Annotated in this window: 30 protein-coding genes, 1 tRNA gene and 1 other RNA gene; 20 read left to right on the top strand and 12 right to left on the bottom strand. The window is 63.2% G+C overall.

Annotated features, from left to right (window positions below):
• The first annotated feature begins 49 nt into the window (after positions 1-49).
• The 4 genes from KVO92_RS12220 (at position 50) to KVO92_RS12205 (ending at position 1391) form a co-directional block, all read left to right on the top strand.
• On the top strand, positions 50-259 hold the full coding sequence (locus KVO92_RS12220) for a TIGR02449 family protein (RefSeq protein WP_217475912.1): 210 nt from the start codon (positions 50-52) through the stop codon (positions 257-259).
• Entirely contained in the window at positions 256-570 is a 315-nt protein-coding gene (locus tag KVO92_RS12215; RefSeq protein WP_025243513.1) for a cell division protein ZapA, read from the top strand. Before KVO92_RS12220 ends, KVO92_RS12215 begins: the two co-directional genes overlap by 4 nt.
• A 33-nt stretch (positions 571-603) precedes the next feature.
• A non-coding RNA gene (gene ssrS / locus KVO92_RS12210) (6S RNA) lies at positions 604-782 on the top strand.
• Positions 783-788: 6 nt separating this feature from the next.
• Positions 789-1391 carry a 5-formyltetrahydrofolate cyclo-ligase gene (locus KVO92_RS12205; protein ID WP_217475911.1) on the top strand — a complete coding sequence of 201 codons (603 nt, stop codon included), beginning with the start codon at positions 789-791 and terminating at the stop codon, positions 1389-1391.
• A gap of 51 nt (positions 1392-1442) precedes the next feature.
• Here KVO92_RS12205 and KVO92_RS12200 read toward each other — a convergent pair whose 3' ends face one another.
• Positions 1443-1592 carry a hypothetical protein gene (locus KVO92_RS12200; RefSeq protein ID WP_217475910.1) on the bottom strand — a complete coding sequence of 50 codons (150 nt, stop codon included), beginning with the start codon at positions 1590-1592 and terminating at the stop codon, positions 1443-1445.
• Between the two features lie 198 nt (positions 1593-1790).
• Between KVO92_RS12200 and KVO92_RS12195 the strand changes: the two genes are divergently transcribed.
• Positions 1791-2240, top strand: a complete 450-nt coding sequence (locus KVO92_RS12195; protein WP_217475909.1) for an EVE domain-containing protein — start codon at positions 1791-1793, stop codon at positions 2238-2240.
• Positions 2241-2257: 17 nt separating this feature from the next.
• On the opposite strand, the gene KVO92_RS12190 is transcribed toward KVO92_RS12195, so the two are convergent.
• Positions 2258-2662 carry a flagellar basal body-associated protein FliL gene (locus KVO92_RS12190; RefSeq protein WP_336512636.1) on the bottom strand — a complete coding sequence of 135 codons (405 nt, stop codon included), beginning with the start codon at positions 2660-2662 and terminating at the stop codon, positions 2258-2260.
• A 177-nt stretch (positions 2663-2839) separates the two neighbouring features.
• Here KVO92_RS12190 and KVO92_RS12185 point away from each other — a divergent pair, with 177 nt between their 5' ends.
• Positions 2840-3817, top strand: a complete 978-nt coding sequence (locus tag KVO92_RS12185; protein WP_217475907.1) for an NADPH:quinone oxidoreductase family protein — start codon at positions 2840-2842, stop codon at positions 3815-3817.
• 94 nt (positions 3818-3911) lie between these two features.
• Here the strand turns inward: KVO92_RS12185 and secB are convergent, their stop codons facing one another.
• From secB to KVO92_RS12170, 3 genes are all read right to left on the bottom strand, one after another.
• Positions 3912-4406 (bottom strand): protein-export chaperone SecB, encoded by a 495-nt coding sequence (secB, locus tag KVO92_RS12180; protein ID WP_217475906.1) that lies wholly within the window; start codon positions 4404-4406, stop codon positions 3912-3914.
• An 84-nt stretch (positions 4407-4490) separates the two neighbouring features.
• The gene (gene grxC / locus KVO92_RS12175; protein WP_217475905.1) at positions 4491-4745 is read right to left on the bottom strand and encodes a glutaredoxin 3; all 255 of its coding nucleotides are present in this window, start codon (positions 4743-4745) and stop codon (positions 4491-4493) included.
• Between the two features lie 2 nt (positions 4746-4747).
• Positions 4748-5161, bottom strand: a complete 414-nt coding sequence (locus KVO92_RS12170; RefSeq protein WP_217475904.1) for a rhodanese-like domain-containing protein — start codon at positions 5159-5161, stop codon at positions 4748-4750.
• A 141-nt stretch (positions 5162-5302) separates the two neighbouring features.
• Here KVO92_RS12170 and gpmI point away from each other — a divergent pair, with 141 nt between their 5' ends.
• The 4 genes from gpmI (at position 5303) to KVO92_RS12150 (ending at position 10386) form a co-directional block, all read left to right on the top strand.
• Complete coding sequence (gene gpmI / locus KVO92_RS12165) at positions 5303-6838, top strand: 2,3-bisphosphoglycerate-independent phosphoglycerate mutase (protein ID WP_217475903.1); 1536 nt, start codon at positions 5303-5305, stop codon at positions 6836-6838.
• Between the two features lie 107 nt (positions 6839-6945).
• Positions 6946-8199: a murein hydrolase activator EnvC family protein gene (locus tag KVO92_RS12160; RefSeq protein WP_217475902.1), complete on the top strand. Its 1254-nt coding sequence runs from the start codon at positions 6946-6948 to the stop codon at positions 8197-8199.
• A 36-nt stretch (positions 8200-8235) separates the two neighbouring features.
• Positions 8236-9573, top strand: a complete 1338-nt coding sequence (locus tag KVO92_RS12155; RefSeq protein WP_217475901.1) for a S41 family peptidase — start codon at positions 8236-8238, stop codon at positions 9571-9573.
• Positions 9574-9591: 18 nt separating this feature from the next.
• The gene (locus tag KVO92_RS12150; RefSeq protein WP_423836245.1) at positions 9592-10386 is read left to right on the top strand and encodes a divergent polysaccharide deacetylase family protein; all 795 of its coding nucleotides are present in this window, start codon (positions 9592-9594) and stop codon (positions 10384-10386) included.
• Positions 10387-10394: 8 nt separating this feature from the next.
• Here the strand turns inward: KVO92_RS12150 and KVO92_RS12145 are convergent, their stop codons facing one another.
• The 7 genes from KVO92_RS12145 to hisB form a co-directional block, all read right to left on the bottom strand.
• Positions 10395-11141, bottom strand: a complete 747-nt coding sequence (locus KVO92_RS12145) for a substrate-binding periplasmic protein (RefSeq protein ID WP_217475899.1) — start codon at positions 11139-11141, stop codon at positions 10395-10397.
• 281 nt (positions 11142-11422) lie between these two features.
• Positions 11423-12169, bottom strand: a complete 747-nt coding sequence (locus KVO92_RS12140; RefSeq protein WP_217475898.1) for a substrate-binding periplasmic protein — start codon at positions 12167-12169, stop codon at positions 11423-11425.
• Between the two features lie 81 nt (positions 12170-12250).
• Entirely contained in the window at positions 12251-13021 is a 771-nt protein-coding gene (hisF, locus tag KVO92_RS12135; RefSeq protein ID WP_217475897.1) for an imidazole glycerol phosphate synthase subunit HisF, read from the bottom strand.
• 74 nt (positions 13022-13095) lie between these two features.
• Complete coding sequence (hisA, locus tag KVO92_RS12130; RefSeq protein ID WP_217475896.1) at positions 13096-13839, bottom strand: 1-(5-phosphoribosyl)-5-[(5-phosphoribosylamino)methylideneamino]imidazole-4-carboxamide isomerase; 744 nt, start codon at positions 13837-13839, stop codon at positions 13096-13098.
• A gap of 35 nt (positions 13840-13874) precedes the next feature.
• Positions 13875-14135, bottom strand: coding sequence for a DUF2164 domain-containing protein (locus tag KVO92_RS12125; protein WP_217475895.1), 261 nt, complete (start codon positions 14133-14135; stop codon positions 13875-13877).
• Positions 14135-14773: an imidazole glycerol phosphate synthase subunit HisH gene (gene hisH, locus KVO92_RS12120; RefSeq protein WP_217475894.1), complete on the bottom strand. Its 639-nt coding sequence runs from the start codon at positions 14771-14773 to the stop codon at positions 14135-14137. Before hisH ends, KVO92_RS12125 begins: the two co-directional genes overlap by 1 nt.
• Positions 14773-15366, bottom strand: a complete 594-nt coding sequence (gene hisB / locus KVO92_RS12115; RefSeq protein WP_019341947.1) for an imidazoleglycerol-phosphate dehydratase HisB — start codon at positions 15364-15366, stop codon at positions 14773-14775. Before hisB ends, hisH begins: the two co-directional genes overlap by 1 nt.
• Before the next feature lie 173 nt (positions 15367-15539).
• Here hisB and panM point away from each other — a divergent pair, with 173 nt between their 5' ends.
• The 10 genes from panM (at position 15540) to KVO92_RS12065 (ending at position 25556) form a co-directional block, all read left to right on the top strand.
• A complete protein-coding gene (panM, locus tag KVO92_RS12110; RefSeq protein WP_217475893.1) occupies positions 15540-15938 on the top strand; it encodes an aspartate 1-decarboxylase autocleavage activator PanM in 399 nt (132 codons plus the stop codon).
• Positions 15939-16084: 146 nt separating this feature from the next.
• Entirely contained in the window at positions 16085-18307 is a 2223-nt protein-coding gene (locus tag KVO92_RS12105; RefSeq protein ID WP_217475892.1) for an AsmA family protein, read from the top strand.
• Between the two features lie 11 nt (positions 18308-18318).
• Complete coding sequence (gene mutY / locus KVO92_RS12100; RefSeq protein ID WP_217475891.1) at positions 18319-19386, top strand: A/G-specific adenine glycosylase; 1068 nt, start codon at positions 18319-18321, stop codon at positions 19384-19386.
• A complete protein-coding gene (locus tag KVO92_RS12095) occupies positions 19383-19655 on the top strand; it encodes an oxidative damage protection protein (protein WP_217475890.1) in 273 nt (90 codons plus the stop codon). Before mutY ends, KVO92_RS12095 begins: the two co-directional genes overlap by 4 nt.
• Before the next feature lie 171 nt (positions 19656-19826).
• Positions 19827-19902 (top strand) — tRNA-Phe (locus tag KVO92_RS12090).
• A gap of 386 nt (positions 19903-20288) precedes the next feature.
• Positions 20289-22421: a TonB-dependent receptor gene (locus tag KVO92_RS12085; protein WP_217475889.1), complete on the top strand. Its 2133-nt coding sequence runs from the start codon at positions 20289-20291 to the stop codon at positions 22419-22421.
• Positions 22422-22436: 15 nt separating this feature from the next.
• Positions 22437-22760, top strand: a complete 324-nt coding sequence (locus tag KVO92_RS12080; RefSeq protein ID WP_217475888.1) for a hypothetical protein — start codon at positions 22437-22439, stop codon at positions 22758-22760.
• Position 22761: 1 nt separating this feature from the next.
• Positions 22762-24339: a PepSY-associated TM helix domain-containing protein gene (locus KVO92_RS12075; RefSeq protein ID WP_217475887.1), complete on the top strand. Its 1578-nt coding sequence runs from the start codon at positions 22762-22764 to the stop codon at positions 24337-24339.
• Positions 24332-24661 (top strand): DUF3325 family protein, encoded by a 330-nt coding sequence (locus KVO92_RS12070; RefSeq protein WP_217475886.1) that lies wholly within the window; start codon positions 24332-24334, stop codon positions 24659-24661. Before KVO92_RS12075 ends, KVO92_RS12070 begins: the two co-directional genes overlap by 8 nt.
• Before the next feature lie 127 nt (positions 24662-24788).
• On the top strand, positions 24789-25556 hold the full coding sequence (locus tag KVO92_RS12065; RefSeq protein ID WP_336512635.1) for a substrate-binding periplasmic protein: 768 nt from the start codon (positions 24789-24791) through the stop codon (positions 25554-25556).
• Positions 25557-25641: the final 85 nt, after the last annotated feature.

Here is a 25641-nt window from a genome sequence, read left to right as displayed (position 1 = left end):
CCATCGAAGCCGGATGACCCAACGCTCGCGCCATTTACCCGGGAATCCCATGGAAGACGCCGATCTGCAACTGCTGACCGCCAAGCTGGAACAGCTGATTCAGCGTATCGAGCAACTCAAGGCACAGAATCGCCTGCTGCTTCACAGCGAGCGGGCATGGCGCGAGGAGCGCGCTCATCTGATCGAGAAGAACGAAATGGCACGGGTGAAGGTCGAATCAATGATTTCGCGCCTGAAAGCCCTGGAGCAGGACTCATGACCCAGCCGAACACCGTTACCGTGCACATCATGGACAAGGAATATTGCATTTCCTGCCCACCTGAAGAACGCAGCAACCTCGAAGGCGCCGCCCATTATCTGGATCGAAAGATGCGGGAAATCCGTAGCAGCGGCAAAGTCATCGGCGCCGATCGTGTCGCGGTAATGGCCGCACTGAACATCACGCACGAACTGCTGCACAAGCACGACCGACTCGACGCAGAAGCCAACAGCGCTCGCGAGCACGTCCGCGTGTTGCTCGAGCGGGTCGACAGCGCGCTGGCCACCGATCCAAACCCATCCGGCAACTGATGAACGGTAGACAGATTGCGTTATAATCCCGCCCACTCCCTGGCATGTTCGCCAGTCGGCGATGACCCTCTCCCGATAAGCAACACCATGGAGGCTACACGTAGTGCCGGTGTGCATGTCCGCCTGACGGAAAGCCTTAAGGTACTCTGTAGTCGCCACCTTGAACTCTCGGGTTCAAGGGCCTACGCTGGCAGCGGCATGCTGGGGAGCCTCATTTCATGATCGCAGCCGAAGGCCTTTCACGTCCGGCGCTGCGACGCCAATTGCGACAAGCTCGCCGTCAGCTCACCGCCGCGCAACAGCGGCGGGCCGCCAAGACACTCTACCGACAACTGGCCCAGCATCCGCTGTTTCGCCGCGCTCGCCATGTTGCCTTGTACCTGCCCAATGACGGCGAGATCGATCCCCGCGCCCTGTTGCTCGAAGCACAACGACGCGGCAAGGCGACCTACTTGCCCGTACTTAACGCCTGGCCACGCACACGTATGGTGTTTCAGCGGATCATGCCGAAAGAACGACTGATGCCGAATCGATTCGGCATCGACGAGCCGAGGTATCGACCCGCTCGGCAGCGTCCCATCTGGGCACTCGATCTGGTATTGATGCCGCTGGTAGGGTTCGACGAGCAGGGCGGGCGCCTGGGCATGGGCGGCGGATTTTACGATCGCAGCCTGGCCTACCGTAAAAGGCGCAAAAATGGTCACAAACCGACACTTTTAGGTCTTGCCCATGAGTGCCAGAAGGTTGATCGATTGCCGTTGGCCAGCTGGGATGTAGCGCTACAAGCGACCGTTACCGATAAGGGCTGGTACGCAAGCTAAGGTGGGGGAATCAGGGCGGGATGGCACGCCGCGTCCATGCGGCAGGTCAGCTTAACGCTGCAGTTGCTGGGAATGACTGATCGGAATGGCCGACGATGTATTGTCGGTACGCTCCCAAAGGCCCTGCGTATAGCCTGTCGTCACAACGCCAAGACCAAAAATCAGCACCAGCACCCAAAGAATATCTGGTTTGCGTTTCATAGTTTCTCGCCTCCCCCTGCCAGGCGAACAGTCTGTAGTCGAGTCAGTATCGTTTTCGTTTTTCAGACTCGACAATGCCAACCTCAAGCGCGGCATTCTCCGTCATGCCTCGATGCAGCGCAAATCAGCGCCACCACCGATTGTCGGGGACTTTTGCGTTTGAGAACCCTTCCAAGCAACCAGCTGTGAGCAAAGACCATGCCGTACTGGCTGATGAAATCCGAACCGGACGAATTTTCCATTCAGGACCTGGAAAAAATCGGTACTGCCCGCTGGGATGGCGTGCGCAATTACCAGGCACGCAACTTCCTACGGCAGATGGCCGACGGCGACCGTTTCTTCTTCTATCACTCTAGCTGCGCAAAACCGGGAATTGCAGGAATCGGCACGATCAGACGCAGTGCCTATCCGGACCCCACTGCTCTCGATCCGCAGAGCCCTTATTTCGACGCCCGGGCCAGCGAAGCCAAAAATCCCTGGAGCGCCGTCGATGTCGGCTTCGCCGAGCGATTCAGCAACACCGTGACGCTGCCGGAGCTGAAGGCTGCACAGGCGCTCGAGCAAATGCCGCTCGTGCAGAAGGGCAATCGACTATCGGTAATGCCGGTCAGCGAAAGCGAGTGGCGCGCCATCCTGGCCATGCGCTGACGGCGCGCGCCTGCGCGCTACTGAATGATCAGATTGTTGAAGAGCAGATCGTCGACCAGGGGCTTGCCTTCTTCCTGCGTCAGCACCGCCTGCACCTGCTTGAGCGCCTCCTGGCGCAGCGCCTCCTTGGCCTCGACCGTTCCGAGGCTCGCATCGGTCTGCTGCGAAAACAGTGTCACCAGCTGATTGCGAATCAGCGGCTCGTGATGTTTGACTTTCTCCTCTGCCTCGGTGCCACTGACCCGTAGCGCAATATCCGCCTTGTAGTACCTGAGCTTGCCGTCCGAGCCGTAGTTGCCGACCAGCGCCGGCACCAGAGCGTAATAGATGACTTTCGGCGCGGCTTCCTCGCCTTCGGGTGTTTCTGCCAGGGCCGGTAACGCCATACAAAGAGCGAGAAAAAAGAAAAGGATGCGCTTCACTGGACGACTCCATAGGGACCGGCCACCAGCATAACCAGTGCCGAGCGCGGACCCAAGCTCGGCCTTATGTATCACCATCAGAACCGACCATGCTCATTGCACCCCTTGGGTAGCCTCCTAGACTGGACGCATTCAGAAAGCCATTCGCCTCATCTCCAACGACAAAAAGGAAATCCGATGAAAGCTGTCCTGTGCAAAGCGTTCGGCCCGGCCGAAGATCTCGTCGTCGATCAGGCCGATAGCCCGCAGGCCAAGAAGGGTGAGGTTCTGCTCGACGTGCATGCCGCCGGCGTCAACTTCCCGGATACCCTGATCATCGAGGGCAAGTACCAGTTCAAGCCACCGCTGCCATTCTCGCCTGGCGGTGAAGCGGCCGGCGTGGTCGCCGCGGTGGGCGACGGCGTCAGCCACCTGAAGGTTGGCGATCGCGTGATGGGGCTGACGGGCTGGGGCAGCTTCGCCGAGCAGGTCGCCGTCCCAGCGGACAACGTGCTTCCCGTACCGCCGACCATGGATTTCGAAACGGCCGCCGCCTTTAGCATGACCTACGGGACTTCGATGCACGCACTGAAGCAGCGCGCCAACCTGCAGCCAGGTGAAACCCTGCTGGTGCTAGGCGCTTCGGGCGGCGTCGGTCTCGCCGCCGTGGAGATCGGCAAGGCGATGGGGGCCAAGGTCATCGCCGCGGCCTCCACCGCCGAAAAGCTGGAGGTCGCCAAACGCGCCGGTGCCGATGAGCTGATCAACTATTCCGAGGCCAGCCTCAAGGAGCGGCTCAAGGAGCTGACCGGCGGCCAGGGCGTGGACGTGATCTACGATCCGGTAGGCGGCCAGCTGTTCGAAGAAGCGTTTCGCAGCATTGCCTGGAACGGGCGCATGCTGGTCGTCGGGTTTGCGGCCGGTGACATCCCTTCGCTACCAGCCAATCTACCCTTGCTCAAGGGCGCTTCGCTGGTCGGTGTGTTCTGGGGGACCTTTGCGCGCCGCCAGCCGCAAGATAACGCGGCCAACTTCAAGCAACTGTTCGCCTGGCACGCCGAAGGCAAACTCAAGCCCCTGGTCTCACAGACCTTCGCGCTTGAGCAGGCTGCCGACGCAATCAATACGCTGGCCCAGCGCAAGGCCGTGGGCAAGCTGGTCGTGAAGGTGCGTTAAAGCAGAAAGCAAAAAGCAAAAAGCAAAAAGCGCAGGGTGAAGGAGCAACTCGCCATCACCCTGCGCTTTTTCGGTTTGACGCGAGCTATGCGTATCAGTGCGCAGTAGCTGCCGCTTCGCCACTTTGCTGCATGCGTGCCATCTCTTGCGCGTAAAGCGCATCGAAGTTCACAGGTGCCAGCATCAGCGCCGGGAACGAACCGCGGGTGACCAGGCTGTCCAGGGTCTCGCGGGCATACGGGAACAGGATGTTCGGGCAGAACGCGCCCAGGGTATGACTCATGGCCTGCGCCTCGAGCCCCTTGATCAGGAAGATGCCCGCCTGCTGGACTTCGGCGATGAAGGCCACTTCCTCACCGGTCTTGACCGTGACCGACAGCGTCAGAACCACCTCATGGAAATCGTTCTCGAGCGACTTCTGCTTGGTGTTCAGGTCCAGCGCAACGCTCGGATTCCACTCCTGACGGAAGATTTCCGGGCTTTTCGGCGCCTCGAAAGACAGATCACGGACATAGATCCGTTGCAGCGAGAATTGCGCGCCTTGCTCTTGCTGTCCTGCGGCCGCGCCGTTGTTTGCTTGTTCAGTCATGTGAAGCCTTCTTGTTGTGCATATCGTTATGGAATCGCCCGCCAGCGCCAAGCAGGTCAGCAGCCTGGCAGACCGTGGAGCCAATCAAGCCTGCAGCAGCGCATCCAGCCGACCGGCCCGCTCCAGCGCGTGCAGCTCATCGCAGCCACCGACGTGTGCGTCACCGATCCAGATCTGTGGAACCGAGGTACGCCCGGCCTTGGCTGCCATTTCCGAGCGCAAGGCAGGCTTGCCGTCCACGGGAATCTCCTCGTAGCTGACACCCTTGTGATCGAGCAGATTTTTGGCACGGATGCAATACGGACACCAGGCGGTGGTGTAGATGACGACCTTAGGCATAGTTACTTGACCACTGGCAAATTTTCGCCGCGCCAGCCGGAAATCCCTCCAGACAGTTTGGCGGCGTTGAAGCCCGCCTTCTGCAGTTCACGGCAGGCTGTTCCGGCATGCTGGCCCATGGCATCGACGATCACGATCGTTTTGCCCTTGTGCTTTTCCAGCTCGCCCAGACGGCTGACCAGCTTCTCGTAGGGAATGTTCAATGAATCGACGATGTGGCCGGCATCGAACTCCTTCTTCGCGCGAACGTCCAAGACCACGCCTTCGTCGCGATTGACCAGGCCGGTCAGCTCGCGGTTGCTCAGGCTCTTACCGCCCTTGCGCGCCTCGCTGATAGCGAGCAGGGCCAGCAGCACCAGGAAGATGCTGACCAGAACGTAGTGGTTGGAGACGAATTCAATCAGGTTAGCGACCATCTATTGGGTACCCGGGGGATAAAATGCGGGCCAGTATACACAGCCCCACAACCGGGCTGAACCCTGCCAATCGTGACGTCAAACCGACCAGCCAGTAGACTGGCCGCCATTTTTTCGCCCCCAGTGCAAGGAGCCCGTGACATGCCTGCCGCACCCAAACCTTTGGTACTGATGATTCTCGACGGCTTCGGACACAGCGACAGCCCTGAATTCAACGCCATCCACGCCGCCAACAAGCCGGTCTATGACCGTCTGCTGGCCAGCCAACCGCACGGCCTGATCTCGGGCAGCGGCATGGATGTCGGCCTGCCGGAGGGGCAGATGGGCAACTCCGAAGTCGGCCATATGAATCTCGGTGCGGGCCGCGTGGTGTATCAGGATTTCACCCGCGTGACGAAGGCCATTCGCGACGGCGACTTCTTCGAGAATCCGACCCTCTGCGCGGCCGTGGACAAGGCTGTCGAAGCCGGCAAGGCGGTGCATATCCTCGGCCTGCTGTCGGATGGCGGCGTTCATAGCCACCAGGATCACCTGGTCGCCATGGCCGAGTTGGCGGTCAAGCGCGGCGCGGAAAAGATCTACCTGCACGCCTTCCTCGATGGCCGCGACACGCCGCCGAAAAGCGCGCAGCACTCCATCGAACTGATGCAGGCCACCTTTACTCGCCTTGGCAAGGGCCGGGTCGCCAGCCTGATCGGCCGCTACTTCGCGATGGATCGCGACAATCGCTGGGATCGCGTCGAACAGGCCTACGACCTGATCGTTGAGGGCAAGGCCGAGTATCGTGCCGACTACGCGGTTGACGGCCTGATTGCCGCTTACGAACGCGGCGAAAGCGACGAGTTCGTCAAGGCCACCAGCATTGGCGAGCCGGTGCGCGTGGAGAATGGCGACGCGGTGGTGTTCATGAACTTCCGCGCCGACCGTGCCCGCGAGCTGACCCGCTGCTTCGTCGAACCGGGTTTCGATGCGTTCCAGCGCGCCCGCGTGCCACAGCTGGCGGGCTTCGTCATGCTCACTCAGTACGCGGCCAGCATCCCGGCGCCGTCTGCCTTCGCTCCCGAGCCGCTGACCAACGTGCTGGGCGAATACCTGGCCAACAACGGCAAGACTCAGTTGCGCATCGCCGAAACCGAGAAGTATGCGCACGTGACCTTCTTCTTTTCCGGCGGCCGCGAGGAGCCGTTCGCAGGCGAAGAGCGAATCCTGATCCCATCTCCGCAGGTCGCCACCTATGACCTGCAGCCGGAAATGAGCGCACCCGAGGTTACCGACCGCATCGTCGAGGCCATCGAGCAACAGCGCTATGACGTGATCATCGTCAACTATGCCAACGGCGATATGGTCGGCCACACCGGCGTATTCGAAGCGGCGGTGAAGGCCGTGGAATGCCTGGACACATGCATCGGCCGTATCGTCGAGGCACTGGACAAGGTGGGCGGCGAGGCGCTGATCACGGCCGATCACGGCAACGTCGAGCAGATGGAAGACGCCATGACCGGCCAGGCCCACACCGCACACACCTGCGAGCCGGTCCCATTCATCTATTACGGCAAACGCAACCTGACGATCCGCGAAGGCGGCGTGCTGGCCGATGTGGCGCCGACCATGCTGACACTGCTCGGCCTGCCGGTACCCGCCGAAATGACCGGTCGCTCGATCGTCGAGCTGGGCTGATAGCCGATAGCTGGAAGCCAGCTGCTGTTCCCGTCCAGGGCTTCAAGCTTCCAGCTGCTTTTTTAGGCATACTACGGCGGTCGTCAAACGCTCGGTTACGCCCCTCTATGTCTCGCATGATTCTCGCCCTCGCACTGCTCTGTCTGCTTGGCTCAGCCACGGCGGACGAGCGCGCCGACGCCCGCCAACAGATCGAAGCGGCACGCAAGGACGTGGCCGAGCTGCAAAAGCTGCTCAAGCAGATCGAACAGGAGAAATCCACGGTCCAGAAGCAGCTGAAGACCACCGAAAGCGAGATGGGCGAGCTGGAAAAGCAGGTCGACTCGCTGCAACAGGAAATCGACCGCAGCGAATCGGAGCTCGAGCGCCTGAACGACGAGAAGACCACGCTCGAAGGCGCTCGCATGGAGCAGCAGCGGCTGATCGGCATCCAGGCCCGAGCGGCCTACCAGAACGGGCGGCAGGAATATCTGAAGTTGCTGCTCAACCAGCAGAACCCGGAAAAATTCAGCCGCACCCTCACCTACTACGACTATCTCAGCAAGGCGCGTTTCGAGCAGGTCGCCGACTTCAACGAAACCCTGCGCCAACTGGCCAAGGTCGAGGCCGGCATCGAAGCGCAGCAAGCGTCATTGGCCGAACAGCAGGATGGTCTGCAGCAACGCCGTGCCCAGCTCGCCGAAGTGCGCAAGGAACGTCAGCTGGCACTGGCCAAGCTCGACCAGGACTTTTCCAGCCGCGACCAGAAACTCAAGGCGCGCAAGCAGGAGCAGGCGCAGCTCGAGCGCGTCCTGCAAACCATCGAGCAAACCCTTGCGCGCCAGGCACGTGAAGCCGAGCTTGAGCGCCAGCGTGCGCTGGCCCAGGCCCGCGAAGAAGAAGCACGCCAGCAACAGGCCGGGCGCCCGACGCCAGCCGGCCCACTCGTTTCCAGCGCCGGAAGCAGTTACGGCGGCCCGTTCGCCAGCGCCAAGGGCAAACTACCCTGGCCCGTGGATGGACGCCTGATCGCCCGCTACGGCACTCCTCGCGGTGGCGATGCTCGAACCAAATGGGACGGTGTGCTGATCGGTGCCGCTGTCGGCACCCAGGTGCGCGCGGTACATGGCGGCCGGGTGGTGTTCGCCGACTGGCTGCGCGGCGCCGGTCTGCTGGTGATCCTCGATCACGGCAATGGCTACCTGAGCCTGTATGGCCATAACCAGAGCCTGCTGCGCAACGCCGGAGAAATCGTCAAGGCGGGCGAGCCGATCGCCACTGTTGGTACCAGCGGTGGGCAAGAATCCGCCGCCCTGTATTTCGCCATTCGCCAGCAGGGTCGCCCGAGCGATCCGGCACAATGGTGTCGTGCGCAAGGATAAGAACCGGTCGCGCACCTCTCACAACTGGAGTCAAACATGCTGCACCTGTGCCGTTTCGCCCAACCCTCTACCCTGGCCCTGTCCATCTTGCTGGGGATGTGCGCTAACGCCTGGGCCCAGCAGCCACCTGCAGAGCCGGCGCCAGAACCGATTGCCCTGGACAAGCCGAGCCGGAAGGCCCCGTTGCCGCTGGACGAATTGCGCACCTTTGCCGAAGTCCTGGACCGGATCAAGGCGGCCTACGTCGAACCGGTCGACGACAAGACCCTGCTGGAAAATGCCATCAAGGGCATGCTCAGCAACCTGGATCCGCACTCTGCCTATCTTGAACCCGAGGCGTTCGCCGAGCTCCAGGAAAGCACCAGCGGCGAGTTTGGCGGCCTCGGCATCGAGGTGGGTGTCGAAGACGGCTTCATCAAGGTCGTCTCGCCGATCGACGACACCCCTGCGTCGAAGGCTGGCATCGAGGCCGGCGACCTGATCGTCAAGATAGACGGCAAGCCCACCAAAGGCATGTCGATGATCGATGCGGTCGGCATGATGCGCGGCAAACCCGGCAGTAGCATCTCCCTGTCGCTGGTACGCGAGGGGGGCAAACCCTTCACGGTCAAGCTCACGCGCGCAGTGATCAAGGTCAACAGCGTCAAGAGCCAGATGCTCGAGCCCGGCTACGGCTACCTGCGAGTCACCCAGTTCCAGATCAACACCGGTGAGGAAGTCGGCAAGGCCCTGACACGCCTGCGCAAGGAAAACGGCAAGAAGCTCAACGGCCTGGTGCTGGATCTACGCAACAACCCCGGCGGCGTGCTGCAGGCGGCGGTCGAGGTATCCGACCATTTCCTCACTGACGGCCTGATTGTCTATACCAAAGGCCGCATCGCCAATTCCGAGCTGCGCTTCAGCGCCGACCCGGCCGATGCCAGCGAGGGAGTCCCCCTGGTGGTGCTGATCAACGGCGGCAGCGCATCGGCATCGGAGATCGTCGCTGGCGCCCTGCAGGACCATAAGCGTGCCGTGCTGATGGGCACCGACAGCTTCGGCAAGGGCTCGGTACAAACCGTACTGCCGCTGAACAACGATCGTGCCCTGAAGTTGACGACCGCCCTCTACTACACGCCGAACGGGCGTTCCATCCAGGCGCAGGGGATTCAGCCGGATATCGAAGTCGCCCGCGCCAAGCTCACCCGTGAGCAGGCCGTCGAAGGCATTCGCGAGGCGGATTTGTCCGGGCACCTGGGCAACGGCAACGGCGGTCCGGAGCGCCCCAGCAGCGCACCGATCGCCAGTGACTCGACACGGCCGCAGGATGAGGACTACCAGCTCGGCCAGGCATTGAACCTGCTCAAGGGGTTGAACCTCACCCGCGGCCAGTAAGGGATGCTGCGATACGCACTGGCAGCGCTACTGGGCCTGCTCACGCCGCTGCTGGTGGTCGGCGCGCCGCACAAGCCTTCCCCAAGCGACGAGCAGCGCCTGACCGCCATCGCGAACATGCCCAAGCTGGCCCTGATCATCGATGATTTGGGCCAGAGCTCGCGTCAGAACCAACGGGTTCTGGCGCTACCGGGCCCCGTCGCCATGGCAATCCTGCCCGACACGCCTCACGCGACAGCACTGGCCAAACAGGCCCGAACGGCCGGCAAGACCGTCATGCTGCACCTGCCCATGGCGCCAGCGGGCGGCCCCTACGCCTGGCAGCCGCCATTGCCGCAGGCCGAGCTGATCAGCCGCCTGAACCGCGCATTGCAGAAGGTTCCTGGCGCCAGAGGCGTCAACAATCACATGGGCAGCCAGATGACCAGTCTCCGCCCAGCGATGACCACATTGATGAGCGAGCTGCAGCGCCGCCACCTGTTTTTTCTCGACAGCCGAACCAGTCGGGCAACGGTCGCTGCGGCCGCGGCACAGCGTATCGGCCTGGCCAGTCTGTCGCGCGACATCTTTCTCGATGACGACCCCAGCCCCGCCGCGGTGGCCGCACAATTTCGCGCGGCTCTGGCGCTGGCGCGCAAGCAGGGCTCAGTGGTCATGATCGGGCACCCGCATCCGAGCACGCTGGCGCTGCTGGAGCGGGAGCTACCGCGCCTATCGGCACAAGGCATCGACTGGGTAGATGTCGGCCAGATGATCGCAACGCGGGGCAACCGTGCCATGGCAGCCCACGGCACGCACGGCATCTATCGCTAGAGCATCGATCAGAGATAACGCCGCATGATCGCGTCGATGGCGCCGTCACCCCTCATCTCGTTCAGCGCTTTTTGCAGCCGCGCAACGACCTCGGCCGGCGTCTGCTTGTTCAGCGCGAGGAACAGCTGCGCATCGTTGAAGCGCAAGACCGTGGTCAGCCCGCTCACCCCGTCCTGCTTGGCCAGATAAGGCCCGACCGGGTCGGTCGTCGCCCACAGGTCTATCCGCCCTTTCAGGAGCTTGCTGATGTTCTCCTGGTCGCGCAACGAGTTGATTGGCGCCAGGCCCTTACTTTCCAGATGCTGACTGACTGCATCGTTCTTGTACGCCCCGATCCGGTAGGACTGCGCCTGTTCGAGCGAACTCAAACGCAACGGGCTGCCGGGCGGCGCCAGCAGCACCCAACCGGTGCTGGCGAGCGGCCCGACCCATTTGAACAGCGGCTCGCGTTCCGGCGTGTAGGTGGTGGAAAACAGCCCCTGGTCCGGCTGCTCCAGGACCTGGTTATAAATGCGTTCCCATGGGAAACGCAGCGTCATGCTGTAGGCGATCCCGGCGCGCTTGAACATCTCGCGAACAATGTCCGCGTTGATGCCGCTGATGTTGCGTTCGGCCGCGTAATTTTTACCGTCCGCTGCCATATTGAACGGCGGGAAGTTCTCGGTCAGCAGCACGACCTTGTAGTCATCCGGCAACGCTGCCCTGACCGATGCCGCCATCAGCATCAGCAACCCCGCCACTAGAATCCGTCTCATCACACCCCCGACGCTGTAAAACCCCCATGCGCGACGGTTGGCCGACTCAGGGTCGAACGAACGTCGCTTCATTAGGTGTAGCAACGAGTGGGCAACGAAGCGGCGTGGTCCAGAGCGAAATGCGACGAGCCGCACAAGCCAGAGATATTATTTTGATATCACTCAGATTCGAGCGCTGCTCCATGCGATCACGGCAAGCCCGTTCGCTAAGGGCTGGCCCAGCAGGTCTGCTGGAAGCACCCCGCAAAGGGCGCTCCGCAGTCATTCCAACCCAACGCAGCTTAGAGGTAGCGCCCGGTAATACTATCGACGGTGCCGTCTGCGCGCATCTGCTCCAGAGCCGCCTGAAGCTTCTTGACCGTCTCGTCGGAAACCTGCTTGTTCAGCGCCAGATACAGCTCGGCGCTATCGAAGCGCAGAACCCGCTTGAGTCCGGTCACGCCTTGCTGCTTCGCCAGAAAGCGCCCGGCGGGATCGCCCGTCGCCCAGAGATCGATGGAGCCGTTCTGCAGCTTCTCGACGTTGGTCTGGTCGCGCAAGGCGAGTGAGGGTTCCAGCCCCTGCGCCACCAGGTGTTCACCGATCGCATCGCCCTTGTAGGCACCGATCCGGTACTGCCTGGCCTGCTCCAGACTGCTGAGCTCGATAGTGCTGTCGGCACGCGCCAGCAATACCCAATCATCCGGGCCGATCGGCCCCACCCATTTGAACAACGCCTCACGCTCGGGCAGTCGGGCGGTGACGAATACGCCGTAACCAGGCATTTCCAGCGCCATCTTGTAGATTCGCTCCCAGGGGAAGCGCAGCGTGAGCGTGTAGTCGACCTCGGCACGCTTGAACATCTCGCGGACGATATCGGCCGCAATGCCGGAGATATGTTCGTCGCGAGCGAAATTCTTGCCATCGACCGCCATGTTGTACGGCGGGAAATTCTCGGTCAGCAGATTGATCGGTTCCGAAGCAGCCCGTGCCGGGCCGGCCCCCAGCGACAGGCTGACAGCCAATGCGACTAGCATGGTCTTGAGCATGGTGACTCCCTGGTGAAGCGGCAGCCGCGGCGTGTCCACGGCTGTGTTCCTGGTTGATTTTGAGCGCTTTGCGGTATGCGGTCAGCGCATCACGATGCCGCAGCTGGCCATGTAGGCCTTGGCTTCCGGCACGGTGTATTCGCCGAAGTGAAAGATGCTCGCGGCCAGTACCGCATCGGCCTTGCCTTCAAGGATGCCGTCGGCCAGGTGCTGCAGATTGCCGACACCACCCGACGCGATCACCGGAATATGCACCGCCTCGCTGATGGCGCGCGTCACCCCGAGGTCATAGCCACTCTTCACACCGTCCTGATCCATGCTGGTCAGCAGGATTTCGCCAGCGCCCAAGGCCTCCATCTTCTGCGCCCAGAGCACCGCGTCGAGCCCGGTGGGCTTGCGGCCGCCATGGGTGAAAATCTCCCAGCGGCCTGGCTCGCCGGGCTTCGAGACGCGCTTGGCGTCGATCGCCACGACGATGCACTGCGAGCCGAAACGATCGGCAGCTTCACCGACGAACTCCGGGGTGAACACCGCGGCCGTATTGATCGACACCTTGTCGGCACCGGCGTTGAGCAGGTTGCGGATGTCCTGAACGGTGCGCACGCCGCCGCCCACGGTCAGCGGAATGAACACCTGGCTGGCCATGCGCTCGACGGTGTGCAGCGTGGTGTCGCGGTTGTCGACGCTGGCGGTGATGTCGAGGAAGGTAATCTCGTCGGCGCCTTGCTCGTCGTAGCGGCGGGCGATCTCCACCGGGTCACCAGCGTCGCGGATATTCTCGAACTTGACGCCCTTGACCACGCGGCCGTTGTCCACGTCGAGGCAGGGGATGATACGTTTTGCCAAAGCCATAGCGGATTTCCCGTAGGGTGGGTGCAACCCACCAATGTATGCAGCGTTTGCGGTGGGCTACGCCCACCCTACGTTTACTCGTCTTTGAACTTCAGATCGCAGAGCGCCTGCGCTTCGGCGACGTCGAGGGTGCCCTCGTAGATCGCGCGCCCGGTGATGGCGCCGATGATGCCGGGCGTATTGGTGTCGAGCAGCTTCTGGATATCACCGATGTTGTGGATGCCACCGGAAGCGATCACCGGGATACGACTGGCATTGGCCAGCGCCACCGTGGCCTCGACGTTGCAGCCCTGCATCATGCCGTCCTTGGCGATGTCGGTGTAGACGATCGCCGAGACGCCATCGGCCTCGAACCGGCGGGCCAGATCGACGGCCTGCACACTGCTGACCTCGGCCCAGCCGTCGGTGGCCACGAAGCCGTCCTTCGCGTCCAGGCCGACGATGACTTTGCCCGGGAAGGCGCGGCAGGCTTCGCCGACGAACTCGGGCTGCTTGACCGCCTTGGTGCCGATGATCACGTAGCTGACGCCGGCGCGCACGTAGTGCTCGATGGTTTCCAGCGAGCGAATGCCGCCGCCGATCTGGATCGGCAGGTTCGGGTAGCGCTTGGCGATCGCGGTCACCACTTCACCGTTGACCGGCTGGCCCTCGAAGGCACCGTTGAGGTCGACCAGATGCAGGCGACGGCAGCCGGCTTCGACCCACTTCGCGGCCATGGCCACCGGATCATCGGAAAACACCGTCGCGTCATCCATCAGGCCCTGACGCAGACGCACGCAGGCGCCGTCCTTGAGATCGATGGCGGGAATAATCAGCATGGCTCGAACCTGTTCAAATCAAGTGTCGGTTAAGGTCAGCTCTTCTCGAGCGCCCACAAGTCGCTCTCGATGCTTTCGAACCTGTCTTTCAGGTGCGTCTGCACGTCGAAAATCGCCTTGTTGTAATACAGCGGAGCGATCTCCCGCGCGAACAGATCGAGCACTTCCTGCGCTTCGAACGAGCCCAGCTCCAGTTCGAAACGGTCCTCCAGGAAGCGCTTGAGGGTCTGTTGCGCGGCCTGCTCCTGAGCGGAATCCAGCGTCAGGACCGGTGCCTTTGGCTTGGCCCGGCTCATTACCAGCGGCCATCCCAGGCGGCAAAATTCTGCAGCAGCTGCAGGCCATGGGTGTGGCTTTTCTCGGGGTGGAACTGCACGGCGAAGCGCGAGCCGTCAGCCAGCGCGGCGGCAAACGGCTTGCCGTAGCGACCCCGCCCGACGACCTGGCGCGGCTGAGCCGCCTCGACGTAATAGCTGTGCACGAAATAGAAACGGCCGTCAGCCGGGATGTTGTGCCACAACGGATGGCTGACCGCTTGCTCCACTTCGTTCCAGCCCATGTGCGGCACCTTCAGCCGCTCGCCATCCTCTTCCAGCTCCTTGCCGAAGTAGCGCACCTGACCGGGAAACAGGCCGATGCAGTCGACACCGCCGTTTTCCTCGCTGCGCTCCATCAGTGCCTGCATGCCCACGCAGATGCCGAGGAAGGGACGGTCGGCGCTGACCTCGCGGACCAGCTCGTCGAAGCCCAGGCGACGGATCTCCGCCATGCAGTCGCGAATCGCGCCCACGCCCGGAAACACCACACGGTCCGCCTCCCGGATCACCTGCGCATCGCTGGTGATCAGGACCCGGCCGGCGCCCACGTGTTCGAGCGCCTTGGCGACCGAGTGCAGGTTGCCCATGCCGTAATCGATGACTGCGACGGTCTGCATTACAGGCAACCCTTGGTCGATGGCATCTGCCCGGCCATGCGCTCGTCCAGCGTCACGGCCATGCGCAGCGCGCGGCCGAAGGCCTTGAAGACGGTTTCGATCTGGTGATGGGTGTTGTGCCCGCGCAGGTTGTCGATATGCAGGGTGACCAGCGCGTGGTTGACGAAGCCCTGGAAGAACTCCTGGAACAGATCGACATCGAAGCCGCCGACAGTGGCGCGGGTGTAGGGCACATGCATCTGCAGGCCCGGGCGACCGGAGAAATCGATGACCACGCGCGACAGCGCCTCATCCAGCGGCACGTAGGAATGCCCGTAGCGGGTCATGCCCTTCTTGTCGCCCACCGCCTTGGCGAAGGCCTGACCGAGGGTGATGCCGACGTCTTCAACGGTATGGTGATCATCGATGTGCAGGTCACCCTGACATTCGATGTCGAGATCGATCAAGCCGTGGCGGGCGATCTGATCGAGCATGTGCTCGAGAAACGGCACGCCGATGGCGAAGCGGCTCTTGCCAGTGCCGTCCAGGTTGATGGTGGCCTTGACCTGGGTTTCCAGGGTGTTGCGCTCTACGCAAGCCGTACGTTCGGACATCAACAGCTCCGCTGATCGTGGGGCGAAAAAGGCAGACATTATAGGCGCAAACCCCGCCGGGGGATACGCGCCCGGCGCGCCTTCCGGCATCCAGGCGAACCGTGGCCGACCGGGTGCGCCAGCGGGCCGGCACGGTTATGCTTGCCGGCACTCACACAGCGCATCAGGTCAGCATGCCCGTCTTAATCGAACACATCACCGAGCCCAGCCAGCAGGACCGCATCGATCTGGCGAAAATCTTTGCCGACGCCCCGGACTGGCTATTGGCACCCTACGCCGATGCTGCCGCCCTGATCGAGGCGGGACTGACAGAGGGAAGCCTGATCGCCGGCCGCTTCAACGATCGCCTGCTCGGTGCCGCCCTGCTGCAACGCGGCGCCGACCATTGGCGCCTGTCGCACCTCTGCGTGCGCCGGATCACCCGCCGCCGTGGCGTGGGCAGACGGATCCTCGAGGAAAGCCAGCGCCTGGCAGGCGAAGCGGGCACCGTCCTGCGACTGGCGGCGCCCGTCGATCAGCTCGAGGCACAAGCCCTGGCGGCGCGGACCCACCTGCCGCTGGAGCCGATCTAGCATCATCGGCGCCGCCTGCGTTGCGCGGCGAAGCGGGTAGCCGGAACCCCGGCGCCGACTGCCACTCCAACGCCCACCGCGGCGAAAGCCGAGGTTCGTGACGCTATACTCGCTGCTTTTGAATAGCCTAAACAAAGGACCTGTCCATGAAAGCGCTCGGCAAGATCCTGGGACTGGTAATCCTCGGATTGCTGCTCCTCATCGTCGCATTGGGTTTTGCCCTGACCCACCTGTTCGACCCCAACGATTACAAGGACGAAATCCGCGCGCTGGCTCGGGAAAAGGCCGGGCTCGAGCTGGATATCGGCGGCGACATCGGCTGGAGCCTGTTCCCCTGGCTGGGCCTGGAGCTGCACGACACCACGCTGGCCAGTGTGCGGACACCTGAGCAGCCCTTCGCCGACCTGCGCATGCTTGGCCTTTCGGTACGCGTGCTGCCACTGTTCAGCCGTGAAGTGCAGATGAGCGACATCACCCTCAACGGCCTCAACCTGACCCTGACCCGCGACGAACAGGGCCGAGGCAACTGGGAAGGCGTCGGTCAGCCGAGCGATCGGCAGGCGCAGCCCGACGAGGCGACGCCGGCCGAAGCAACCGCACCCGCCAGCGAGGCGCCGGCGGCCAATCCTCGGCGCCCGCTGCAGCTGGATATCGACAGCCTGACCATCAGCGATGCCCGGGTGGCCTACCACGATGCGCAAAGCGGCCAGCAATTCAGCGCCGAGGGGATCGAACTGACTACCGGCGCGATTCGTGAAGCGACCTCCATCCCGCTCAAGCTCAACGCCTTCTTCGGCAGTAACAAGCCGGTGATGCGCGCACGAACCGAGTTGCAAGGTTCGCTGCGTTTCGACAGCAAACTGCAGCGCTACCAGCTCGAAGACCTGCGCCTGAGCGGCGAGGCCTCTGGCGAGCCGCTGCAAGGAAAAACGCTCTCGTTCAGTGCCCAAGGGCAACTGCTGGCCGACCTGGCAGCCAACATCGCCGAATGGACCAGCCTCAAGTTCACCGCCAACCAGCTGCGCGGTCTCGGCGAGCTGAAAGTGCGCGATCTGGACGAACAACCGAAGCTCGCCGGCACCCTGACCATCGCCGCGTTCAACCTGAACGAATTCCTCGAAAATATCGGTCAGCAGCTTCCTGCCATGGCTGACCGCACCGCCCTCAGCAAAGTCGAACTGGTTACCCGAGTCGAGAGCAGTTCGACCAGCCTGAGCCTTGAAGACCTCAACCTGAAACTGGACGACAGCGCCTTCACCGGACGGATCGCCATCAGTGACTTCGCCAAGCAGGCGCTGCGCGCCGAGCTCAAGGGCGACAAGCTGAATCTCGATCGCTATCTGCCGCCGCCGGCCAAGGAAGACTCGGCCGATGCGGCACGCAAGAGCGAAGTCGAAACCACCGAGGCCGTTGCAATCGGTAGCGGCACCACGCCTCTGCCAGACAAGCCGACCCAGCACGCCTGGAGCGATGCACAGGTGCTGCCGGTCAGCGCGCTGCGCGGCCTGGATACGCGCATCAAACTGGACATCGGCAGTCTCACGGCGATGAAACTGCCGCTCGACAGCTTCGCGCTGCGGGCACGCAGTGCAGGCGGCCTGCTCACGCTGGAGGAGCTGCGCGCCGGCCTGTACAACGGTCGGCTGGAAGCCTCGGCCAGCCTCGACGTCCGGCCGCCGGTGCCGCTACTGACCAGTCAGACTCGCCTGGCGCGCGTCCCGGTCGAGCGGCTGCTGCAAAGCCAGGACGAAAAGGTGGTGATCAAGGGCCTGCTGAACCTCGACGCCGACCTTCGCAGCCAGGGCAACAGCGAGAAGGCCTGGATCGACAACCTCAACGGCAAGATCGGCTTCATCATCGACAACGGCGTGCTGGTCGACGCCAATCTCGAGCAGCAGCTCTGCCATGCCATTGCCACGCTCAACCGCAAGCCCCTGACCGGAGATCCACGCGGCAAGGACACGCCGTTCCGCGAGCTCAAGGGCAACCTGACCCTGCGTGACGGAGTTGCCAGCAATCCGGACCTCAAAGCCAGCATTCCCGGCCTGACGGTCAATGGCAACGGCGACCTCGACTTGCGCGTGCTCGGCATGGACTACCGCGTCGGCATCGTCGTCGAGGGCGACAAGGGCGACATGCCCGATCCGGCCTGCTCGGTCAACGAACGCTATGTGGGTATCGAGTGGCCGCTGCGCTGCCGCGGCCCGCTGGAACTCGGCGCCAAGGCCTGCCGCTTCGACAAGGACGGCCTCGGCAAGATCGCCGCCCGGCTCGCCGGCGAAAAGCTCAACGAGAAAATCGAGGAGAAGCTGGGCGACAAGGTCAGCCCGGAACTCAAAGACGCGCTCAAGGGCCTGTTCAAGCGATGAGCGGACCGGCCATGAGCGACGCGCAGTTCGGCGCAGCCGTACTCGACTGGTACGACCGACACGGCCGCAAGGACCTGCCGTGGCAGCAGGGCATCACGCCCTACCGGGTCTGGGTATCCGAGATCATGCTGCAGCAGACCCAGGTCAGCACCGTGCTCGGCTATTTCGACCGTTTCATGGAGGCCCTGCCAACGGTCGAAGCCCTGGCCGATGCCGCTGAAGATGAAGTGCTGCACCTGTGGACCGGGCTCGGTTACTACAGCCGCGCGCGCAATCTGCACAAGACCGCCAAGCTGATCGTCACCGAGCACGGTGGCGAATTTCCCCGATGCGTCGAGCGCCTCGCCGAGCTTCCCGGTATCGGCCGCTCTACGGCCGGCGCCATCGCCAGCCTCAGCATGGGTCTGCGGGCACCGATTCTCGACGGTAACGTCAAGCGCGTGCTGGCTCGCTATGCGGCTCAGGAGGGCTATCCAGGCGAGCCGAAAGTCGCCAGACAACTCTGGGATGTGGCCGAACGCCTGACCCCGCACACGCGCGTCAATCATTACACCCAGGCGATGATGGATCTCGGCGCGACGCTCTGCACGCGCAGCAAACCCAGCTGCCTGCTCTGCCCGCTGAAGGCAGGCTGTCGCGCACATCTGCTCGGTCGCGAAACCGAATACCCGGCCGCCAAGCCGCGCAAGGCGTTGCCCCAGAAACGCACGCTGATGCCGCTGCTGGCCAACCACGAAGGCGCCATCCTGCTCTATCGTCGCCCGGCGTCCGGGCTCTGGGGCGGGCTCTGGAGCTTGCCTGAACTGAACGACCTGGCTGCGCTAGCGCCCCTCGCCGAACGTCACGCCCTGGAACTGCAACAGCGCCATCAGCTGCCGGGCCTGACCCACACCTTCAGCCATTTCCAGTTGGCCATCGAGCCCTGGCTGATCAGAGTCAAGTCCAGGAGCGACGCCGTGGCCGAGCCAGACTGGCTCTGGTATAACCTCGCCACCCCGCCGCGACTGGGGCTTGCTGCCCCGGTGAAGACGCTGCTCAAGCGCGCCGCCGCTGAACTGAACGCAGGAGAGATGTCATGACCCGCACCGTGAACTGCCGCAAGTACAAAGAACCGTTGCCAGGCCTCGAGCGCCCACCCTATCCGGGCCCGAAAGGCGAGGACATCTATAACAACGTCTCGAAGAAGGCCTGGGACGATTGGCAGAAACACCAGACCATGCTGATCAACGAGCGCCGACTGAACATGATGAACGCCGAGGATCGCAAGTTTCTCCAGGCCGAGATGGACAAGTTCTTCTCCGGCGAGGATTACGCCCAGGCCGAAGGCTACGTACCGCCGAGCGAGTGATCGGCCACCGGAGCGGGTCCTGCCAGCGCAAGACTCGCTCCGCGAGGGTGTCGTGACATCCCGAATCGCACGCAAGAACGTCCTCGCAACGCTAAACGCCCGTTCTGACTAAATATTTTTCCCGACCGCGCTTGACAGGCAAATGCCAAATCCGTCTAATAGCGCCCCGTTGCCCAGGTAGCTCAGTCGGTAGAGCAGGGGATTGAAAATCCCCGTGTCGGCGGTTCGATTCCGTCCCTGGGCACCACTAATACCGAAAAAGGCTCACCCGTGTGGTGGGCCTTTTTGCTTTCTGGGGTTCGCTTCCCCTCCCGTCTTGCCGCGATGGACACCAACCCAGCTCCCGGAGGCGCAACCTCGGTTTTGCGGCCGGCATCCCGATCGATCCGCTCGTGTCGCCACCGTAGCGGCGTCCGCTACGCGCCTTCCCTGCTCCATGCCAGAACCCATGCCCAAACGGCCGCTCACGCCGCGACTTCGCGTGCGCCTGATACGGAGCGATGCATGCCGGCGATCACACCCGCGCAGCGAACGCAATGCATCACCATGAAACACAAAGACAATGCAAATTGTTTTCATTTAGTTTACATTCCCGCCCCGATTTCCCAACAACACCAACATCGGGAGCGCCTCGTGTTTCGCAAATCCTGTCTGTGCCTGTCCATTTCGCTTGCATCCTTCTCCTTGTCGTCCATGTCTGCCCTGGCCGAGGAGGCAACGGAGCTCGAAGCGGTCACCATCAGCGCAACACGGGCCAGGAGCGAGGCCGGCAAAACGCCGCAAAAGATCACGGTAATCAGTCGCGAGCAGATCGAACAGCAGTTGGCGATCACGTCGGATCACGGCGCGGTGCTGAGCAACCTGATCCCCTCCTACTCACCGAGCCGGCAGAAGATGAGCAGCGCCGGCGAGACCTTCCGCGGGCGCTCCGCACTGATCCTGATTGACGGCGTGCCGCAATCGACCCCCCTGCGTGACAGCCAGCGCGATGGCTACACCATCGATCTGTCCATGGTCGAACGCATCGAGGTCATCCACGGCGCCAGCGCCGAGCATGGCCTGGGCGCAACCGGCGGCATCATCAACTACGTCACTCGCCGCCCCGAGAGCGGGACCCTGCGTCAGCACGCCGGGGTCAGCGTCACCGCCCCCACCAATTACGAGTCCGAAGGGTTCGGCTACAAGCTCGACTATCGCGTCGAGGGTACCCAGGGCAACTTCGACTATCTCCTTGGCAGCAGCTGGCAGACCCAGGGCATGTTCTACGATGCCAACGGCGACCTGATCGGCGTCGACGACACCCAGGGTGACGTCATGGACTCGACCAGCACCGATCTGCTGCTCAAGCTCGGCTACTGGCTCGATGACAACCAGAACATCGGCTTGATGGTCAATCGCTACCAGGTTGAGGGTGAGCACGAATACATCAACGTGCCGGGCGATGCCGACGCCGATGTACCGGCGACGTCACGCAAGGGCGACCCGCAGGGCAAGGCGCCACAGAACGAAGTGCTGGCGACCAGCCTGTCCTACAAGCATGCCGACCTGTACGGCAATGAACTGGGTCTGCAGCTGTATACCCAGCGCTTCCGCGCGCGCTTCGGCGGTGGAACGAACGGTACGTTCCAGGACGCCGACATCGCACCGGTCGGCACGCTGTTCGATCAGTCGCAGAACGAATCGGACAAGATCGGCGGCAAGCTAACGCTCAGCCGCGACGGCATGCTCGACAACCACCTGATGCTCACCGGCGGCCTCGACGTGCTGCAGGACACCACCAGCCAGCAACTGATCCTCACCGATCGGGAATGGGTACCGGAGACCGTCTTCCGCAACTACGCACCCTTCTTGCAGGCCGAGATCCGCGCGGTCGAAGACCTGACCTTCTTTGCCGGCGTTCGCCATGAGTTCGCCGACCTGGACGTCGACAGTTTCAGAACCATCGCCTCGACCAATCCCGCGCTGGGCGGCGTGGAGGTCGAAGGCGGCAACCCGACCTTCGAGGAAACCCTCTACAACGCCGGCGTGGTCTGGCAGATGACCGATTGGGTGCAGCTGTTCGCCAACTATTCGGAAGGTTTCGGCATGCCCGATGTGGGTCGTGTGCTGCGCGGCATTGGCCAGCCAAACACCAGCGTCGACAACTTCCTCGACCTGCAGCCGGTGGTAACCGAAAACCGCGAGATCGGCTTTCGCTTGAAGCATGGCCCGTTCGATGCCGAGATCAGCTATTACGAGTCCGATGCCGATCTCGGTTCACGCCTGGAAAGCGTTGGCGGGGTCTATCAGATCCGCCGCGAACGCACCGAAATCGACGGGATCGAATTCACCGGCGGTTGGCAGGTCAACGACGCCCATCGTCTGAAGCTGATGTACGCGCAGGTCGATGGTCGCTCCGATACCGATGGCGACGGCAAGGTTGATACCGATCTCAATGGCGCTAACATATCGCCCGACCGCTACGGCGCCAGCTGGCAAGCGAACTGGACGGACAAGCTGCACAGCGTGCTACAGGCCAACCACTATGCCAGCCGTGACTTCGACACGCCCGGGCTGGAGTTCGACGGCTATACCCTCGTCGATGCGTACGTGGGCTATCGCCTGCCGGTCGGCGAAGTCAGCGTCGGCGTCGAAAACCTGATGAACGAAGACTACCTGACCTATTACTCGCAGGCGGCCAACACCGGCTCGAAAGTCACCCGAGATGGGCGGGTCTTCAACGGGCGTGGACGCACCCTCACGCTCGGCTACCAGGTCAGTTTCTAAAGGTACGCAGCCGCAATGAAGCGCGACGTTCTCCCCAGCCATCCGTGGACCCGGCGAAGCAGCCTGGTGCTGCGCGTCGTCGCCGCCATCGGCGGTGGCTATGCCTGCACCGTGGCGCTGGCCTCGGCCGGCGCTCACCTGCTGGTACTGGCTGGCGGCATGGCGCGCAGCGAGGCGGTGATCTTGACCGCCATGCTGGGCTTCATCCTGTACCTCACGTTGCTGCTATGGAGCTTCGCCGAGCCCAGGCTCTGGCGGGTCTGGGCGCTGTTGCTGGCCGGTATCGCGATCGGCCTTGCGCTGCGATACGCACTGGCTCCGTCGTTGGTCGAGGGTTGAAATGGCGCCAGGCACAGGCTTTCGCCAATCGATGAGCTGGCTGCATACCTGGGCCGGCGTACTACTCGGCGGGTTGCTGCTGGCGATCTTCTGGACCGGCTCGCTGTCGGTCTTCGATCGAGAGATAGACCGCTGGATGCAGCCCGGTACACGGCTGGCGGCACCACCGGCGCAGGTATCGCTCGACCGGCTCGCCCTTCCCCATGCCCAACGATTGGCGCCGGATGCGCCGGTCTGGACGTTCAGCCTGCCAACGCCGCGCGCACCGACCCTGCAGTTCGATTATCAGGACCCGCAGCAGGGCGCCGTACGCCGCTACATCGATCCACGTACCGGCGAGCTGATCGCCGACCAGGGCAGCTGGGGCGCAACCCGGTTCATCTTCCCCTTTCACTTCAGCCTGCACCTCGGCTGGCGCAACATTGGCTACTGGCTGGTCGGCATGGCCGGAATGGGCATGCTGGTGCTGCTGGTCTCCGGCGTCGTCGCCCACCGCAAGGTATTCGCTGAGTTCTTCACCTTCCGGCCACAGAAGCGGTTGCAACGCAGCCTGCTCGACCTGCACAACCTCACCGGCGTGCTGGTGCTGCCGTTTCATTTCGTGATCAGCCTGTCCGGACTGATCATCTTCTACCTGATCTATTTCCCTGGGATCACCCAGGCGCTCTATCCCGAAGGGCAGGCCCGGCACCAGTTCGAAGCGCTGGGCAACTACTCGCGCCCGGCAGCCGGTGTGGACGCCGAGCTCGCCTCGCTGGATGCCATGCTGGCGAGCGCGACGGCACGCTGGAGCGCCGACGGCACGCCGGCGGAAGCCTATCTGGTGCGCGTCTGGCATCCGGGTGACCGCAATGCCTACGTCGAGGTACGCCGCGCCTTCGCCGACGCGGTGACCATGAGCGCTGATCGACAGACCTTCGATGGCGTGAGCGGAGCGCTGCTGAGCGAGCATTCGGCCGCCCCCATCGCTGGAATCCAGCGTTTCCTGACGGGGCTGCACTTCATCCAGTTCGACCATTGGACGCTGCGCTGGCTGTACTTTGCCGGCGGCATGAGCGGCTGCGTGCTGATCGGCACCGGGCTGCTGTTCTGGACCGGCTCGCGGCAGGCCAGGCACGCCCGCCAAGGGCGTATTGGCGCGCGCCTGGTCCACGCACTGAGCGTAACCGCGGGTGCCGGGCTGATCATTGCGACGCTGGCCTTCTTCATCGCCAATCGCCTGCTGCCAGCGGAGGGCTTGGCGGTCGGTAACCGGCGCGCGGCGCTGGAGGGCTGGGCCTTCTATTTGTGCTGGTTGCTGGCGCTGGCTCACGCCGTGCTGCGCCCGAGGCAGGCCTGGCATCGGCAGCTGCAACTGGCCTCGGTAATGGCCGTCGCCGCGGTTTTGCTGAACTGGATGACTACCGGCGACCATCCGCTGCGCAGCCTCAGCAGCGAAAACGCGGCAGTCGCCGGTATGGATTTGGCACTGCTGGCACTCGCCGGCTTCTGCCTGCTGGCGGCGCGGCGGATCCGGCGTGGAGCGCCCTCAACCGAACCCGGACCGCTACCGGCCCATGAGGAACGCCAACATGCCTGAGTGGCTCGGCACCCTTTGCGCGTTCGCACTGTGCTACCTGGCCTTCGCGTTGTTGGCGCTCTGTCAGCCAGCGCAACGCAAACGGGTCGATGCGCAGGCCTGTCCTGCCACTGCAAAGGGCCAATGGGCGCGAAAGCTTTGCGCGACGCTGTGCCTGTCGGCGGCGCTGCTCGTGCTGCTCGATGCACAGGGCGGAGGCTTCGGCACCCTGCTCTGGTTGTTCCTGACCAGCGCTGCGGCGATGAGTGTGGCACTGACCCTGAGCTGGGCACCCGCCGGGCTGCGCCTGCTGCTCCAAGCACCTTGTAGATCTGCTCGTTAAGTCTCGGCTCGCTCTGGCCGCTTTGACTTAATTCTCGGCTAGGCTGATAGCTGCGTGATGGCGTGGATGCCACGTGACCGCACCGCCGCCGCCAGGGATGGCCGAACAAGACGCAAGGAGCCACGCCGTGCAGACGACCCTCTCGATTTTCGTGATATGGCTATCGCTGGCCCTTGTCACGACCAGTGCCGCGCCCTGGCATTTCGTGACCGAGGACTTTCCACCCTTTACCTACCCTGCCGGCGAACCTGGCAGCGACGGAGCCGGTGGCCCCCTGGTCGAAATCGTGCAGGCGGTGTGCTGGCGCCTACAGCAGGACTGCACCATTTCACTATACCCTTGGCGGCGCGCATTGCTGTTGGCCGAACAAGGCCAGGCCGATGGCATCTTCACCCTGGTGCGGTCACCCAGGCGCGAGCAGCTTTTCCATATCAGCCGCATGCTGGTGACCTCTCGCTACGCCGTCTTCGCTCGCAAGGACAGCGCCTTCGTCTATCACCAGCCTAGCGATCTGGCCGGTCGGCTGATCGGTGTCTACGGCCCCTCCGGAACCTCCTACGTGCTTTCCGAACGGCTCAAGGCCGTGCCGGACGTACGCTTGCACCTGACCGCCGACAACCGCCGCCTGTTACGCATGCTGCAGTCCGGGCGTTTCGGCCAGGACGGCGTGGCGGTGCTCAATGAGGACGTGGCCTGGCATCTGATCGAAGACGAGCAGCTCGATGGCTTGCGCGAGGCGGGAGAACTGGGGCCGATCACCTACGGCATCGGCCTGTCACGCAAGACCGTCAGTGAGGCGCAATTCAACGCTTTCGAGCGGGCCCTGGACGAGGCGATCGGCGACGGCACGGTGCCGGCCATTCTCCGTCGGCACCAGCTGGAGCCGGCCTACTGAGCCGGTGACTGCCGGCTATGGGACCGCCTAGACAGCCACTGACCCGCCCCCATCACCCGCCTTTCGGGCCCTCCCGCTGCAGCTA

This window comes from Stutzerimonas stutzeri (genome assembly GCF_019090095.1).
GTDB lineage: Bacteria > Pseudomonadota > Gammaproteobacteria > Pseudomonadales > Pseudomonadaceae > Stutzerimonas > Stutzerimonas stutzeri_AN.
This window is presented reverse-complemented; position numbering and strand designations above follow the sequence as displayed.

What these genes read in the sequence shown, in the direction of transcription:
- KVO92_RS12220 (WP_217475912.1), top strand. Translation starts at nt 50, where the DNA reads ATGGAAGACGCCGATCTGCAACTGCTGACCGCCAAGCTGGAACAGCTG.
- KVO92_RS12215 (WP_025243513.1), top strand. Translation starts at nt 256, where the DNA reads ATGACCCAGCCGAACACCGTTACCGTGCACATCATGGACAAGGAATAT.
- KVO92_RS12205 (WP_217475911.1), top strand. Translation starts at nt 789, where the DNA reads ATGATCGCAGCCGAAGGCCTTTCACGTCCGGCGCTGCGACGCCAATTG.
- KVO92_RS12200 (WP_217475910.1), bottom strand. Translation starts at nt 1,592, where the DNA reads ATGAAACGCAAACCAGATATTCTTTGGGTGCTGGTGCTGATTTTTGGT.
- KVO92_RS12195 (WP_217475909.1), top strand. Translation starts at nt 1,791, where the DNA reads ATGCCGTACTGGCTGATGAAATCCGAACCGGACGAATTTTCCATTCAG.
- KVO92_RS12185 (WP_217475907.1), top strand. Translation starts at nt 2,840, where the DNA reads ATGAAAGCTGTCCTGTGCAAAGCGTTCGGCCCGGCCGAAGATCTCGTC.
- secB (WP_217475906.1), bottom strand. Translation starts at nt 4,406, where the DNA reads ATGACTGAACAAGCAAACAACGGCGCGGCCGCAGGACAGCAAGAGCAA.
- grxC (WP_217475905.1), bottom strand. Translation starts at nt 4,745, where the DNA reads ATGCCTAAGGTCGTCATCTACACCACCGCCTGGTGTCCGTATTGCATC.
- KVO92_RS12170 (WP_217475904.1), bottom strand. Translation starts at nt 5,161, where the DNA reads ATGGTCGCTAACCTGATTGAATTCGTCTCCAACCACTACGTTCTGGTC.
- gpmI (WP_217475903.1), top strand. Translation starts at nt 5,303, where the DNA reads ATGCCTGCCGCACCCAAACCTTTGGTACTGATGATTCTCGACGGCTTC.
- KVO92_RS12160 (WP_217475902.1), top strand. Translation starts at nt 6,946, where the DNA reads ATGTCTCGCATGATTCTCGCCCTCGCACTGCTCTGTCTGCTTGGCTCA.
- KVO92_RS12155 (WP_217475901.1), top strand. Translation starts at nt 8,236, where the DNA reads ATGCTGCACCTGTGCCGTTTCGCCCAACCCTCTACCCTGGCCCTGTCC.
- KVO92_RS12145 (WP_217475899.1), bottom strand. Translation starts at nt 11,141, where the DNA reads ATGAGACGGATTCTAGTGGCGGGGTTGCTGATGCTGATGGCGGCATCG.
- KVO92_RS12140 (WP_217475898.1), bottom strand. Translation starts at nt 12,169, where the DNA reads ATGCTCAAGACCATGCTAGTCGCATTGGCTGTCAGCCTGTCGCTGGGG.
- hisF (WP_217475897.1), bottom strand. Translation starts at nt 13,021, where the DNA reads ATGGCTTTGGCAAAACGTATCATCCCCTGCCTCGACGTGGACAACGGC.
- hisA (WP_217475896.1), bottom strand. Translation starts at nt 13,839, where the DNA reads ATGCTGATTATTCCCGCCATCGATCTCAAGGACGGCGCCTGCGTGCGT.
- KVO92_RS12125 (WP_217475895.1), bottom strand. Translation starts at nt 14,135, where the DNA reads ATGAGCCGGGCCAAGCCAAAGGCACCGGTCCTGACGCTGGATTCCGCT.
- hisH (WP_217475894.1), bottom strand. Translation starts at nt 14,773, where the DNA reads ATGCAGACCGTCGCAGTCATCGATTACGGCATGGGCAACCTGCACTCG.
- hisB (WP_019341947.1), bottom strand. Translation starts at nt 15,366, where the DNA reads ATGTCCGAACGTACGGCTTGCGTAGAGCGCAACACCCTGGAAACCCAG.
- panM (WP_217475893.1), top strand. Translation starts at nt 15,540, where the DNA reads ATGCCCGTCTTAATCGAACACATCACCGAGCCCAGCCAGCAGGACCGC.
- KVO92_RS12105 (WP_217475892.1), top strand. Translation starts at nt 16,085, where the DNA reads ATGAAAGCGCTCGGCAAGATCCTGGGACTGGTAATCCTCGGATTGCTG.
- mutY (WP_217475891.1), top strand. Translation starts at nt 18,319, where the DNA reads ATGAGCGACGCGCAGTTCGGCGCAGCCGTACTCGACTGGTACGACCGA.
- KVO92_RS12095 (WP_217475890.1), top strand. Translation starts at nt 19,383, where the DNA reads ATGACCCGCACCGTGAACTGCCGCAAGTACAAAGAACCGTTGCCAGGC.
- KVO92_RS12080 (WP_217475888.1), top strand. Translation starts at nt 22,437, where the DNA reads ATGAAGCGCGACGTTCTCCCCAGCCATCCGTGGACCCGGCGAAGCAGC.
- KVO92_RS12075 (WP_217475887.1), top strand. Translation starts at nt 22,762, where the DNA reads ATGGCGCCAGGCACAGGCTTTCGCCAATCGATGAGCTGGCTGCATACC.
- KVO92_RS12070 (WP_217475886.1), top strand. Translation starts at nt 24,332, where the DNA reads ATGCCTGAGTGGCTCGGCACCCTTTGCGCGTTCGCACTGTGCTACCTG.